The following is a 14,796-nucleotide window of genomic DNA, read 5'->3' on the forward strand; positions in this document are numbered from 1 at the left end:
GCAGCAAGCCGAACAGCTACTTAAAAGTGAAGAAGGGGTTGCCAAACGAAAGAAGCGGTGCTTCGATGTCGAACCTGTGTTCGGTAATATAAAAGCCAATCACGGTTTTCGTAGGTTTATGCTTCGCGGCAAACAAAAGGTGGAAATCGAATGGGGGTTGATCGCAATCGCCCAAAATATCAGAAAAAGAGCAGCCTAGGCAGGCTAAATCCTAAATAATAGCTTAGAAAGCCTTTTAGCTTTTGATGAAGGATATCGACCGATAATTTTCTGCCCGAATAATTCAAACGAAAGAGGGTGCCACGGTTTTAAATTGAGACACCCTCTTNGATTACGGGTTTATCAACGTGTTGATCGCTCATGTAGGTAAAATGCGGTTCCTAAATAATAGCTTAGAAAGCCTTTTAGCTTTTGATGAAGGATATCGACCGATAATTTTCTGCCCGAATAATTCAAACGAAAGAGGGTGCCACGGTTTTAAATTGAGACACCCTCTTCTTTTTGTTGCGATAAAGGTTGCAATAGCTTTTCTTAGGGAAGTGGTGTGCACGACGCCGAAACAAAACTTTCCTGAGCATCTATTTTATTGCAACTGAATTTCTCCTTGAGGCCTGCATTGACAATTTCGAACCAGTATATCTTGTCGTGAATAAGTTAGGATAACAATCGCTTGGACATCATGTACCAGTAGCAGCTCGACCCCAGCATTGCTTTCAATTCAGATCTCCACCGCTGACCGGTATAAAATACATAGGCGGTGCACAAATCGAACTTTAAAGGTATTCATCAATCCCAAACCTGCTTTTTTGACAACGGTCCAAATTTCACTTTACCAACCGAGTTTTTAATCATAATTCTCGGTGCTGGAAGCCATTAATAGAGCTGATCAAGAAGCCGGGGTTACTTTACAATTGCTTTTCAACCTAACAATGCGGGATAATAGGGTTAACTTAGAAGAAATCAACTCCGCACTTTATGAAGATTTCGTTTGTAGGCACATTCCCGCCACGGGAATGCGGAATTGGCACCTTTACCAAAAATTTGTATGATGCTGTCACCTCCGCACCAGGGGCAGATGGCCCGAATACTGCGCTAGTGGTTGCAATGGATGACAATGGGCAGCATTATGACTATCCGAAAGAGGTAAAACTGACCATTCGGCAAGAAGAACAAGCTGATTATCTGGAAGCCGCAAGTTTTATCAATATCAGCGGGGCGGATATCTGCGTTTTGCAGCATGAGTTCGGGATTTTCGGCGGGCAAAATGGCATCTACATACTCCCGTTCCTTTACCGTCTGAAGATTCCGTTGATCGTCACTTTGCACACAGTGCTGAAAAATCCTTCATATAATGAGCGGGCTGTGATGATTGAAATCTGCAAAATCGCCCAAAGCGTCGTCGTAATGACAAGGAAGGCGGTAGATATGTTAATGGAAGAATATGGCGTTGCCGAAAGTAAAATCGAGCAGATTGCGCACGGCGTTCCGGATATACAATTTGATCAACAGTCTGCCAAAAAAGAATTCAAACTTCTATCCAGACAAGTCCTTCTCACATTCGGATTTATTGGCCGAAACAAAGGCATTGAAATTGTGCTGAAAGCCCTGCCTGCGGTGGTTGCAAAATATCCGCAGCTGGTTTATATCGTTCTAGGCAAAACGCACCCCAATGTAATTCGGCATTCAGGTGAAGAATACCGAATTTTCCTACTAGGATTGGTGAAAAAGCTGGGCATTGAAAAGCATGTCATTTTCATGAACGAGTTTGTCGACCAGACTGAGCTTTTTAAATATCTTTCCGCCTCTGACATTTACATTACCCCTTACACCAATGAGGCACAGATCACAAGCGGAACATTGTCGTATGCCATTGGCGCAGGATCTGCGGTGATTTCTACGCCCTATTGGCATGCTGCCGAATTGCTCTCTGAAGGCCGAGGCAGGTTGTTCCCATTCAATGATGTGCAAGCTTTAAGTGATGTATTCCTTGATTTGCTTGATCACCCGGATACAATGGCGAGATTACGTAATAACGCATACAATTACGGACGAGAAATTACCTGGCCCAAGATCGGCGCAAAATATGCGAAGCTCGCAGAAAAAATTGTGGCGGAACAGCCGTATGTGCATGTAGAAGCGGAAACTATCCTGGATCTGCTGGCTTTGCCTCCATTTTTGCTGGACCATGTGCAAAGACTCACCGACGATACAGGAATCATTCAGCACGCCAAATATGGAATTCCAAACTTGAAAGAAGGATATTGTCTGGATGATAATGCGAGGGCGCTTTTGATGGTCCTAATGACCTATAAAAGGAATAAAAACCCCCTGGCGCTTAAATTATCACCTACTTACCTGAGCTATATCAATTACATGCAAAACCCGGACGGCGCGTTCCGGAACTTCCTGAGTTTCAACCGTAATTTCCTGGATGAAGTGGGTTCAGAAGATTCGTTTGGCAGGACAATATGGGCATTGGGTTATCTGTTAGGAAATGCACCTAATGACGCTTATTATCAAACCGGGCGGGCTATTTTCTTCGATGCTTCCCCTAATTTTGTGAAGCTGCGATCCATCCGGAGCATTGCCAACACCATCGTAGGCATATGCCATTATCTAAAAAGCAACTCATCGGACGAAGGGATGATTGAGGTTTTGCGGCAATTGACAAACCGCCTAATGGTGGATTATGACCTGAACCGGACCACTGACTGGCATTGGTATGAATCGCTCCTGGCTTATGATAATGCCTTTTTGCCTCTCGCGATGCTGCACGCTGCCGAGTTTTTAAATGATGAAAGAGTCAATAAAGTTGCTTTGGAGAGCATGGAATTTCTTTCGAAAATCACTTTAAAGAACGGTTATCTTTCCATCGTAGGTAATGAAAAGTGGTATCTCAAAGATGGCGAAAGTTCAATGTTTGCCCAACAGCCACTGGATGCATTGGCTATGGTGCTCATGTTCCACCAAGCATTCCGGCTGACAAGCGATCAAGCTTATGTCCAACAGCTGAATACATGTTTTATGTGGTTTTTAGGTGAAAACGATCTCCGTATCAGTCTTTATGACTTTGAAACTAAGGGTTGCTGTGATGGCCTGGAAAGATATGGCGTAAACCGGAACCAGGGAGCGGAAAGCACGTTGGCTTATCTAATTTCTCATCTAAGCGTTTTGGAAGCATTTGAAGAGCTGACCAAGTTAAAAGCAGCTCAACCATGAGAGTTGCTATCTTATCATCCATTGCCTGGCGCACGCCGCCCCGCAATTACGGCCCCTGGGAGCAAGTAGCGTCCTATCTGGCAGAAGGTTTGCTTGCAAAAGGGATCAATGTGACATTATTCGCAACTGCAGATTCAATTACAAAAGGAAAATTGGATGCTACTTGTAATATCCCTTATGCGGAAGATCGGAACGTTGACCCTAAGGTGGTTGAATGCCTGCATATCAGTAATGTGATGGAAAAAGCGGATCAATTTGATTTAATTCATAATCATTTTGATTTCCTCCCACTAACATATTCCAGGCTGATCAAGACGCCAATGCTAACTACTATACACGGTTTTTCGTCGGATAAGATCAAGGAGGTTTACCGGAAATATAATGATGAGACACATTATGTTTCAATTAGCAATGCCGATCGGGATGAGAATCTGGATTACAAGGCAACAGTCTATAATGGTATCGACGAAGAAGCATTTCCCTACATTACTTTTCCCAACGATTATTTGCTCTTTTTTGGAAGGATTCACCCCGACAAAGGTACAAGTGAGGCAATTGAGATCGCTCGGAAAAGTGGAAGGAAGCTACTTATAGCAGGTTTGGTCCAGGATGAAGGGTATTTCAAGCGGGAGGTGGAGCCGCATATTGACTCTAAAAATGTCTTTTATTGCGGGAATGTAGGGCCAGAAAGGAGGAGCACGTTGCTGGGCATGGCGTACGCAGTGCTGCATCCAATCAGTTTTGAAGAGCCTTTTGGACTAAGTGTGGCTGAGTCGATGCTTTGTGGAACGCCCGTGATCGCCTTTAATCGCGGATCAATGTCTGAATTGATCAAGCACGGTCAAACAGGGTTTTTAGTATGTTCGGTGCCCGAGGCAGTAGAAGCCGTGGGGCTCGTAAAAAAGATCAACAGAAAGGACTGCGCCGACTGGGCACAGTCCATGTTTTCCAAGGATAAGATGGTGGATGGCTATCTAGCTGTTTATGAATCAATTTTAAGCAGCTAATCCTGCATTTTGTGTCAGCTCCTTTAATAAATCTTTAAGGTCCACAACTACATAAGTTGATGCGTAATCTGACATGGCGTATGGAATAATCAGGCTCTCATTGTGAATAAGCGCGCCGCAGGAGTACACAACATTGGGAACATACCCTTCCCGTTCCTTGCGATTTGGGATCAACAATGGCTGGCTCAGTCTTCCGATTTCTTTTTCAGGTTTATCCAGCTCAAAAAGGGACGCTCCCAGAACGTATTCACGCATAGGACCTACTCCGTGTGTCAGAACCAGCCAGCCAGCCTCTGTTTCCAATGGCGATCCGCAGTTTCCAATTTGCACGAATTCCCAAGGGAATTGAGGCGACTGGATTATGGTCGCTTGTCGCCACACACTGATGTTGTCGGAAAAAGCAATGTAATTATTGACCCCGTCGATCCGGCAAAGCATGGCATATTTGCCATTGATTTTCCTCGGAAAAAGTGCCATTCCCTTATTTTGAGCGATTTCGCCATGAATCGGCAACACTTTGAAATGATAAAAATCCTTAGTCATCAGGATTTTGGGCAGGATCGAGGTTCCGTCATAGGCAGTGTAAGTTGCATAGTAAACTGGCTCATTGTCTCCTTGTATAAATTTAACAAACCGGGCATCTTCAATGCCCCGCTTTTCGGTATCAGCAATGGGAAAGATTACGCGTTCGGAAATATCAGTATCTAAGGAAAAATCCATTTCGTAATGCGATGACGCCAGCCACATCATTTCCCTCAGAAAAATGCGGCACGGTTCGTCCATTTCAATGACTTTGCTGGTCTCATCGACATAGCGTTTCAACTCCTCATACGTAAAGGTTTCGGTCAGTTTTTGCTCGATAACCGGGTAAGCAGCGTTTTCAAGGTTCTGCATTTCGCCAAGTTTTGCCAGGAAAGACTTCTTTTTGTACACATGGTTACGGACATGTGCCGGCGAATCAAGCATTCGGCCAGGGGGCTCAACAGTGATCAGGTTATCCCCATCTATGATGGCCGATCTGAAAACGATCGAAGAAATATGGCCTTCTCCCGTTGCACGGAAACTTAGAATAACCCTGCGCTCCCCAAAACCCATTCGGGACTGGTCCGGATCGTCAATAATAGAAGGGTTAAAGAATGCAGCAGCTTCAATAGAATATTCCATCGTAAAATAAGAACCTATCAACATTTCCTCGGTGGTGCCTAATTGTTTCAAATCAATGTCCATCGAGCTTAGCAGGGTATGAAGCCGGTGAAAATGCCGTTCAAATATTTTTAGAATATTGCGGTGCCGCCTGGCATATTTGCGCAGGACATTGCTTAACTCCTGTTTTTGCTGCTCCTGGGAAAGGTTCAGGATCATTGTGATCAATTGCCTGGCCCTTTCTTCACTGCTGAACATAAAACGGGCAATTACCCGGCTTGAATCTGGTTGAAAGACAATGTCCTTCCTAGTTATGTAGATTGACATTTGAAGTTTTGCAGCAAGGTGAGCCTTTAATCCGGAATTTGAGCTATAATATTTATAGCTAAGTTGATTGCAGGTGTACGCTGTTTAGTATTTAATTCAACGGTTACATGATTGAGCGTCCGATCGTGTGACTCACATTTTGGCTCAAATAACCGGCACCCGGTTCGAATTCAAGCAAGCAATATGGCCCAGAAACCGACATGATTAGGCTAAATGGTTTACCACACAGGTGCAACGGAACTGAGTTAACGCTCTCAAAACCATTTGCTAAACCGTTGGTGATCTGGCTTTCCAAAATCCCAACGAATTATCAAAGTCAAAAGGGCCAAATGGCATTTAACTGCAGTCCAATAAGGTTTGCTGGCAAACCTGGTACCATTCCTATATTATCGCTGTAGTATTAGATCAAAAAGCGGGCATCAACAGCGATCGGTAAACCGTGTGATTGTATCCGGCCCCGGCACACGGATGGGTTCCAGCTCAGCCTTGCCTGTCATTTTGCCGCTTACGATCGGTTAACCCAAAATGGTCATAGTCAGGCTTTTCTAAACTTATTCCAAGGTGAGTATTCTACCCGCAACTGGAACTGTATCCAGCAAGGCTTTAAATTTAAGCCTGACTTGCTCATAGGAGCTGCTCTGATTTGCATTCACCGTGTCTGAAATCAACTTATAAACATGCCCGGTTTCACACTGTAAGGACCAGCCATTGCTATCCCATATTTCATGATATAATTGGATCTTTCTTGCCGCCCTCTCACTATCTTCCATCTTATTTCTTTATGATTGTGAATACCCGTTCTCTGCGCGCTCTATCCATTCAGCTAAGGCGTTGAACTGCCTGCCATGAATAATTTCGACCACACGACTCATTTGTTTAAAAGCGCTGATCCTAATGTCGAATAGTCGCAAGTAGTTGCATAATCTTTACTGGGTGCGCTTTTGTTGTGTGAAAGCTTGCTAAACGCATGTAGCACGTTCTCATTATTTAATGAATAATCCTGGTGTTAGCTTTTGGAGCGCAAAAAGGCTTCCTGGCGGGACAATACATGCGCAACAAGGCGGAGAAAAAAAGCGCCATGCTAAGGCAAAACATGCGTAGTTAAAAAATATTCATCAATCTGGTTCCAAGAATAGCTGTAAGTGACCCCTCCTACTTGTTGAACGAAATCACCGGTTTCGCTATCGCTAAAGCCAACGCGCCAGTTAGTTGTATTTTTGATCCTAAACTTCAATGCTGAATTTGGCGGTGGAAGATCGGTTTTTGCTAATATTTTGATTTTCATACACTAAGGTAACCTATTTAAGCCAACATAACTACTTCAAAACGGTTTTTCAGTTACGTGGCTTGTCTGGTTGGCAATGGCACGGCGCTTCTCCCACAACCGGCTTTGATCAAATGGCGGTGACACCAAACTATGCTAGCGGAGGGGTATAGTGGCTACAACCAGTAACCGCTGGGACAGTCCCATCTAACTTTAAACTTGCCAAACATGCAATCTCGACTACCTACCTCAGATTTATCCCTACGATCCGTTGATGAGCTTGAAAAAGAAATACATGAAAGAAAGCTTGTGGAGCAGAAACTGGCCAAAAGTGAGTTTTTACTTTCTGAGGAGGGGCGAATAGCACGTGAGGGTGGCTGGGAGCTTGATGTAGAGACAAAGCAGTCATCCTGGTCAAAAGTAAGTGGTGCTCACAATGCGCAAGTCGTTTACAAAACACAATATATCCTAACTTAGATCCAAGGATAAAGATTTATCGGGTTTCCGGTATTTTTGAAAGTATATTTGAATACGTTGGCACAATCGACAAAGACCGACTTCACCCTAAACGTTGCGCTATGAATAAGAAAGGCGAAATCGTCATCATCGAAGATGACGCCGATGATCGGTTTTTGCTGGAAGAAGTCTTTAAATCACTTGATTACCCTAACAAACGGATATATTTTCATGATGGGCAGGATGCATTGGATTATTTACAAAAAACAGATAATGTGCCCTTTTTGATACTATCTGACATCAACATGCCCAAGTTGGATGGGTTTCAACTGAGACAGAAATTGCATACCGATTCAGAATTACAACTTAAATGTATCCCTTATCTCTTCTTTTCAACTGCAATTGACCAGAAAATGGTGATTGACGCATATAGCGTTTCGGCGCAAGGGTTCTTTGTTAAGCAGAATTCATTTTCAGAATTGGAAAAGACCATTCGAGTGATCATGGAATATTGGACAAGGTGTGCAGCCCCTAATAACTTTTAAGGTTCCATTCCGTGGCGGGAGAATACGCGGTTGATAACATTTTTATTTTTGCTTATGGCTGGAAGCACCACTTTCTTTTTGGCAGACGATGACGCTGATGATCGCCTTTTAATGAACGAGGCGATTAAAGCCATAGATCAAGTATTAAAATTGTGGAATCAAAGAATGGGCAGGAACTCCTCACGTTTCTCCAGTCGCAGACAATATCGGATAATTGTCTCATTATTTTAGACATGAACATGCCGAAAATGAACGGCTTAGAAACGCTATCAAATCTGCGAATTATTCCTCATTTAACTTCCTTACCAACAGTTATGCTTTCGATATCTCGGAATCCAGATATGATTGCCTTTGATCGGAAGAATTATTAGAGATCCTTATCTGTACGTAAAAACATAGGCGGTATAGAATTGCTAAACACGAAAACCATCGTAAATATTGTAATTTAATAACTGGCTATTACTTATGGGAAACAAAGGATTATTTGTGATGATCGATGATGACACTGATGATCACGCCGCAAAAATCTGTTCCAGTATCATTGCCGAAGATTGTATTTCCAACATGCTGGTGTCTTCCGTGACCTTTGAGGCAGGTGCAAGGACATACCGTTAAGTAAGAGCATCCGCAGAATAACGGTCCTTTGAAATAAACTTGACTTGAGAAGTAGACCTTCTTCATTGAATTGTAACCAGGCAGAAATCGTGAGGTCGCCGTTCGTGAATGATGCATTTACACTGTTGCTTTGCACGGTCAGCCATGTTATCAACCCGGCGAGAGCGACCAGTAAAGACGGCGTCAGTATCTCAATGGCAATTGCAGCAATCAATTTAAACATCATTATGTGGTTTTCATGATGCCGATTGAATAATTGATTTAGAGAAGCTTGCCTGTTATGTGTAATTTAAACAGTAAGTTATCTAATCCCGCAAACCGTGCAGCAAATACCCCGCCGAAATGTTCCTGAGGAGCCAGGCAAACTTACATTAACGGATCCAAAGATTGGATTATCCAGTCAGCAAGCCGATTCGAGACTTCAGCAGTTCGGTCTGAACGAACTGGAACAGGTAAAACCTGAAAGTATCTGGTCGATTTTGTTGCGTCAGGTCGATAGTGTCATTGTCTGGATCCTGGCAGCTGCGGCGGTAGTGTCTTTTTTCCTGGGTGATATCCTAGAAGGTTATGCTGTGATTGCCGTTATTTTAATCAATGCCCTTACCGGCTTTGTTCTCGAATACAACGCACGGCAATCCATGGAGGCATTGCGAAAGCTGGATACAACGCCAGCCAGGGTCTTGCGTAACAAACTGATTGTAGAGATCCCATCCGAACAGGTTACAATCGGCGATATTCTAATCCTGGAAGCAGGCGACTTGATACCCGCGGATGCTCAGATTTTGGAGGTTAACCAGCTTACCGTTGATGAGTCTGCCCTCACGGGCGAGTCCGTCCCATCCGCAAAAACGACGGAACCCTCATCGGAAGATGCTTCTCTGGGAGACCGCCACGACCAGCTTTTTAAAGGAACAGCTATTACCAATGGCAATGGTAAAGCTGTCGTCACTAATATCGGACAAGCGACGGAATTAGGCAAGATTGCAACCATGGTCAGCGAGGCCAGCCGAACGGCCACCCCTTTGGAAGCCAAGCTTGATTCTCTCGCAAAAGTGCTGATCTGGGTCACGCTGGGGATGGCTAGCCTGTTTTTGATTGTCGGTTTGCTGAGAGGGCAAGAGGTTAAACAATTGATTGAAACTGCTGTTGCACTGGCCATTGCCGCCATTCCGGAAGGAATGTCAGTGGTTGCGACCGTTGCGCTGGCTTATGGAATGCTGCGTTTGGCTGAGAAAAAAGTGATTGTCAAACGCCTGTCTGCGGTTGAAACGCTTGGAGGAACGAACGTTATCTTCACCGATAAAACAGGAACCCTTACTGAAAATAAAATTGAGGTCCAGGCGCTGCGGGTATCCGGAAACGACGTTACGGTTCGCCTTAATGCTGCCACCAATGGCGCTCAAACATTAGAATTCACGAAAGGTGACCCGGAACTAGTTTATTCAGCTGAATTCGAAATGCTTACCCGAGTCGGGGCGCTGGTAAACAATGCGCAATTGTCTTCAAGCAAATCCGAGCGGAAGGAATTGGGTGATCCCGTAGAGATTGCGCTGCTTGCCTACGCCAGGGCTGCTGGCATTGATCTGCATCAATTGCATCATGACTACCAGCGACAGGCTGAACAAGCATTCAGTTCCGACACCCGCATGATGGCTACGCTTCACCGGATTGGAGCAAATTATTTCATTGGCGTTAAGGGTGCCGTGGAAGAAGTGTCTGCACTTTGCAATTGGGACAGTCCGCAAGATCGGGATAAAGAACTGGAAATTTCGGAACAAATGGCCGCTGACGGGCTGCGGACCCTTGCTTTCGCATATAAGCAAACCAGTGATGAACCTGGAGAAGACTTTACCAAAACAGAGAAACTGAATTATGCCGGACTGATCGGCTTTCTAGATCCGCCCCGTATGGAAGTGATCAAATCGCTTAATGCGTGTCATGAAGCGGGAATCAAAGTCATTATGGTAACCGGCGATCATCCGGCTACTTCCCTTAAAATAGCTAAACAGGTTAATCTTGTAGAAGCTGATGAGCAACTCGTATTGACCGGAAAAGACCTCGAATCATTTGATTTTTCATCTGCAACAGATCAGAAAAAAATGATGGAGTGCCGTGTATTTGCGAGGGTCAATCCGGCTCAAAAATTGGATATGATAGATTTCTATCAAAAACGAGGAGACATTGTCGGCATGACCGGTGACGGTGTGAATGACGCTCCCGCATTGAAAAAATCTGACATTGGCATTGCCATGGGACTGCGCGGGACCGCAGTTGCCGCCGAAGCGGCTGATATGGTCTTGAAGGACGACTCTTTTGCTTCTATCGTACACGCCATTGAGCAGGGAAGGGTTATTTTTGAAAATATCCGAAAATTCATTGTGTTCCTCTTATCCTGTAACATGAGTGAGATTTTCGTTGTCACTTTTGCGGGCTTCCTTAATGTCGGGAGTCCACTCCTACCGCTGCAAATCCTTTTTATCAACATTATTACGGACGTTTTCCCTGCTCTGGCGCTGGGCGTAGGAAAAGATAACAAGAACCTGATGAAGTCCGAGCCGCGCGATCCCAAGCAGCCCATTTTGCAAATTGCCGATTGGAAACGGGTTGTGCTATACGCATTGGTCATGACTGCATCCGTGCTGGGTGTGTACTGGTATGCCACCGATCAGCTAGGGCTTAGCGCTGAATACGGTAACACCATCACTTTTTATGCACTCTCCCTGGCCCAATTGCTGCATGTATTCAATTTGTATTCGGGAAAGCTCCGGTTTTTCAGCAATGAGATTACGCGGAACAAATTCATCTGGATGGCCTTGATACTGTGCGTGCTGATTATGCTTTTAACCAACTATGTTCCCTTTCTGAGACAGATACTATCACTCCAAAAGCTTGACTTGCAAGCGCTGGAACTGATTCTGTCAGCTGGTTTCATCCCTCTTCTTGTAAATCAGATCCTACGCGCCCTGTTTATACCAAAATGATTTAGTTGCTTGATTATCTGTAATTAATGACCATTGCTGAATTAAATAGCGTCACCTTTATAGACGTCAGTAAGGACAAGCTGGATCTGGCAAAGAGCCTGGGAGCGGACCTTACAACAGTCCATACGGCTAGGCTGGAAGATATCAATGTTGTATTTGATCAAATGAGAGCGGGAACGATCCAAGGTAGGATTGTAATGGAAATAGGAGCCGCAAGTCATTAAACGATAAAGATTATGGAAAAGGAAGATGCTGAAGTGAAAACTTTATCTGCCGAGCTGTTAAGGAAAATGAATGCTTACTGGCAGGCAGCCAATTATTTGTCCGTGGGCCAGATATACCTGTATGGCAACCCGTTGCTGAGAAAGCCATTAACCCTGGAACACATTAAGCCGCGCCTGTTGGGACATTGGGGCACTACGCCGGGGCTGAATTTTATATATGTTCACCTGAACCGCATCATTAAGCAAAATGACCTGAACATCATTTATGTGGCTGGCCCCGGCCATGGCGGACCCGGACTCGTGGCAAACACTTATCTGGAAGGCACTTACAGCGAAGTGTATCCGGACATATCTGAAGATGAAACCGGAATGCAGAAACTCTTCAAACAGTTTTCATTTCCCGGCGGCATTCCCAGTCACGTTGCGCCGGAAACACCCGGCTCCATTAACGAGGGCGGCGAACTGGGTTATTCGCTGGTGCATGCATTCGGGGCAGTTTTTGACAACCCTTACCTGATAGCAGCCTGTGTTGTCGGCGATGGTGAAGCCGAAACCGGCGCATTGGCCGCAAGCTGGCATTCCAATAAATTTCTTAATCCCGTGCACGATGGCGCTGTGCTTCCTATCCTGCATTTGAATGGTTATAAGATTGCCAATCCAACTGTGTTAGCGAGAATTCCAAAACATGAGTTAGAGCAGCTTTTTAGAGGTTACGGCTATAATCCCTACTTTGTTGAAGGCGATGATCCGGAAATTATGCATGAATTGCTGGCTTCAATCATGGACATTGTCGTAGCAGAGATAAGACTGATACAAAGCGATGCACGGATTTATGGGTTCAAGGAAAGACCAGTTTGGCCCATGATTATTTTTCGGACGCCAAAGGGTTGGACGGGCCCTGAAACTGTTGACGGCTTGCAAATTGAAGGAACATGGCGCGCGCACCAGGTTCCGTTGGCTGAACTGGCCACTAAACCTGAGCATGTGCAAATGCTGGAAGCCTGGATGAGAAGCTACAAGCCTGAATTGCTTTTTGATGAAAATGGCAAGCTGATCCGAGAGCTGGCCGAACTGGCACCCGAAGGAAACCGACGAATGGGCGCAAACCCAAGCGCCAACGGCGGCTCGCTATTGATTGATTTAAAAATGCCGAATTTCCGGGACCATGCCGTGGCTGTGCCGACTCCCGGGACCATGGAAGCGGAAGCAACTTCGATTATGGGAGCATTTCTTCGGGATGTCATGAAATCCAATTGGCACGAACGCAATTTCAGGATTTTCGGGCCGGATGAAACTTCCTCCAACCGCCTTTCGCATTTGTTTGACATTACCGGAAGAACATCAACGGCTGAAATTATAGAGGGCGATAACCACATTTCGGCCGACGGCAGGGTGATGGAAGTTTTGAGCGAACATCTTTGCCAGGGCTGGCTGGAAGGCTATCTGCTAACTGGGAGACATGGTTTGTTTTCGTGTTATGAAGCATTCATTCACATTGTGGATTCAATGTTTAACCAGCACGCCAAATGGTTGAAAGTTTCCCGGAACCTGCCCTGGCGCCAGCCGATCGCCTCACTGAATTATCTGCTGACCTCGCATGTATGGCGACAGGACCACAATGGAAACAGTCACCAGGATCCGGGATTTTTGGATGTTGTGGCAAATAAAACGGCAGAAATTGTCCGCATTTATCTCCCGCCGGATGCCAACACATTACTCTCTGTAACAGATCATTGCCTCAGAAGCCGCGACAACATTAATGTGATCGTCGCAGGAAAGCAGCCTGAAATGCAATGGCTGGACATGGAAGCTGCTATCAAACATTGCACGGCTGGTCTGGGCATCTGGAAATGGGCGAGCAACGACGAAGGCTTTGAACCCGATGTAGTAATGGCCTGCGCCGGAGATGTCCCTACGATTGAAACCATCGCAGCGGTTCAGATTCTCAGGGAACATTTACCGGAACTGAAAGTAAGGGTTATCAATGTAGTAGACCTGATGACACTGCAGCCAGAAAGCGAGCATCCGCATGGCTTGAATGATAAAGATTTCGACATGCTATTCACACAGGATAAGCCCATCATTTTCGCATTTCACGGCTATCCGCTGCTGATCCACCGCCTGACCTACCGCCGGACCAACCATAAAAACTTGCATGTGAGGGGCTACAAAGGCGAAGGCACAACGACAACGCCATTTGATATGGTCGTGCTTAATGACTTGGACCGCTTCCATCTGGTAAGCGACGTAATCGATCGTCTGCCCGGATTAGGAACAAAAGGTGCCTATCTCAAACAATTTCTCCGAGATAAACTGCTGGATCACAAATCCTACATTGAATTGCATGGACAAGATATGCCCGAGATTTTAGATTGGAAATGGAATCCGGCTACACTGGGAAAACAAGAATAAAATTACAGGAATGACAAATATTATCAAGCAAGCTCAGCACCCCATTCACTACTGGTGGATATTCATGTTTTCGGGAATTGCTTTAATTGGTTCCGGCGTATATGTGGCACGGAACCCGTCCGTCACCTACGATGAGCTGAGCATCTTTTTTTCTGCTATGCTGTTGATCAGTGGGATTTGTGAAGCCTCCTTTTGCATAGAGAACAGAAGGTATTTCAAAGGCTGGGGATGGTTTCTGACAGGAGCAATTCTGGATCTTATATTAGGACTTATTTTTATAACCAACCCCATTTTGGCCGCTATCTCTCTTCCGTTGTTTGCAGGAGTCTGGCTTTTGATGCGCAGTGTGCTGCTGATTGCCCGTTCTTTTCAAGCCAAAAAGAAAAGGCTAAATGATTGGCCATGGTTATCGCTTTGGGCAATAACGGGAGGTTTCTTTTCGGTGGTAAATATATATAATCCTTTGTTCAGCGAGGACAGGTTGGTTATCTGGACAGCATTTGCTTTATTGGCAGTAGGAGCATTTTACGTCCATTTCGGTATGCTCATTAAGAATGCTCAATGGTGGATCAATGATAAAATATACACCTGAACGACGGAGAT

At 45.1% G+C, this 14,796-nt stretch carries 12 protein-coding genes; 9 read left to right on the top strand and 3 right to left on the bottom strand.

What is annotated here, in order from left to right:
- From ASG33_RS23095 to ASG33_RS23105, 3 genes are all read left to right on the top strand, one after another.
- A partial coding sequence (locus tag ASG33_RS23095) for a transposase (protein ID WP_157474928.1) occupies positions 1 to 199 on the top strand: 199 nt, incomplete at its 5' end.
- Positions 200 to 975: 776 nt separating this feature from the next.
- Positions 976 to 3,219: a glycosyltransferase family 4 protein gene (locus ASG33_RS23100; RefSeq protein WP_056291216.1), complete on the top strand. Its 2,244-nt coding sequence runs from the start codon at positions 976 to 978 to the stop codon at positions 3,217 to 3,219.
- Positions 3,216 to 4,226, top strand: a complete 1,011-nt coding sequence (locus tag ASG33_RS23105; RefSeq protein WP_056291218.1) for a glycosyltransferase family 4 protein — start codon at positions 3,216 to 3,218, stop codon at positions 4,224 to 4,226. The genes ASG33_RS23100 and ASG33_RS23105 overlap by 4 nt, the downstream gene beginning before the upstream one ends.
- Here the strand turns inward: ASG33_RS23105 and ASG33_RS23110 are convergent.
- Both ASG33_RS23110 and ASG33_RS23120 read right to left on the bottom strand, forming a co-directional pair.
- A complete protein-coding gene (locus ASG33_RS23110; protein ID WP_056291220.1) occupies positions 4,215 to 5,696 on the bottom strand; it encodes a glycoside hydrolase family 130 protein in 1,482 nt (493 codons plus the stop codon). The two genes, ASG33_RS23105 and ASG33_RS23110, sit on opposite strands and share 12 nt — an antisense overlap.
- 1,081 nt (positions 5,697 to 6,777) lie before the next feature.
- Entirely contained in the window at positions 6,778 to 6,981 is a 204-nt protein-coding gene (locus ASG33_RS23120) for a hypothetical protein (RefSeq protein ID WP_056291226.1), read from the bottom strand.
- Positions 6,982 to 7,188: 207 nt separating this feature from the next.
- Here ASG33_RS23120 and ASG33_RS23125 point away from each other — a divergent pair, with 207 nt between their 5' ends.
- From ASG33_RS23125 to ASG33_RS26330, 3 genes are all read left to right on the top strand, one after another.
- On the top strand, positions 7,189 to 7,437 hold the full coding sequence (locus ASG33_RS23125) for a hypothetical protein (protein ID WP_056291228.1): 249 nt from the start codon (positions 7,189 to 7,191) through the stop codon (positions 7,435 to 7,437).
- Between the two features lie 101 nt (positions 7,438 to 7,538).
- Complete coding sequence (locus ASG33_RS23130) at positions 7,539 to 7,961, top strand: response regulator (RefSeq protein WP_056291230.1); 423 nt, start codon at positions 7,539 to 7,541, stop codon at positions 7,959 to 7,961.
- Between the two features lie 152 nt (positions 7,962 to 8,113).
- A complete protein-coding gene (locus ASG33_RS26330; protein ID WP_162242770.1) occupies positions 8,114 to 8,332 on the top strand; it encodes a response regulator in 219 nt (72 codons plus the stop codon).
- Between the two features lie 167 nt (positions 8,333 to 8,499).
- Here ASG33_RS26330 and ASG33_RS26335 read toward each other — a convergent pair whose 3' ends face one another.
- Positions 8,500 to 8,865, bottom strand: a complete 366-nt coding sequence (locus tag ASG33_RS26335) for a DUF6544 family protein (protein ID WP_409012547.1) — start codon at positions 8,863 to 8,865, stop codon at positions 8,500 to 8,502.
- A gap of 31 nt (positions 8,866 to 8,896) precedes the next feature.
- Between ASG33_RS26335 and ASG33_RS23135 the strand changes: the two genes are divergently transcribed.
- The 3 genes from ASG33_RS23135 (at position 8,897) to ASG33_RS23150 (ending at position 14,785) form a co-directional block, all read left to right on the top strand.
- A complete protein-coding gene (locus tag ASG33_RS23135) occupies positions 8,897 to 11,557 on the top strand; it encodes a cation-transporting P-type ATPase (protein WP_229238820.1) in 2,661 nt (886 codons plus the stop codon).
- A 236-nt stretch (positions 11,558 to 11,793) separates the two neighbouring features.
- Entirely contained in the window at positions 11,794 to 14,193 is a 2,400-nt protein-coding gene (locus tag ASG33_RS23145; RefSeq protein ID WP_056291237.1) for a phosphoketolase, read from the top strand.
- A gap of 10 nt (positions 14,194 to 14,203) precedes the next feature.
- Complete coding sequence (locus ASG33_RS23150; RefSeq protein WP_056291238.1) at positions 14,204 to 14,785, top strand: HdeD family acid-resistance protein; 582 nt, start codon at positions 14,204 to 14,206, stop codon at positions 14,783 to 14,785.
- Positions 14,786 to 14,796: the final 11 nt, after the last annotated feature.

It is taken from the genome of Dyadobacter sp. Leaf189 (assembly GCF_001424405.1).
Classification (GTDB): Bacteria; Bacteroidota; Bacteroidia; order Cytophagales; family Spirosomataceae; genus Dyadobacter.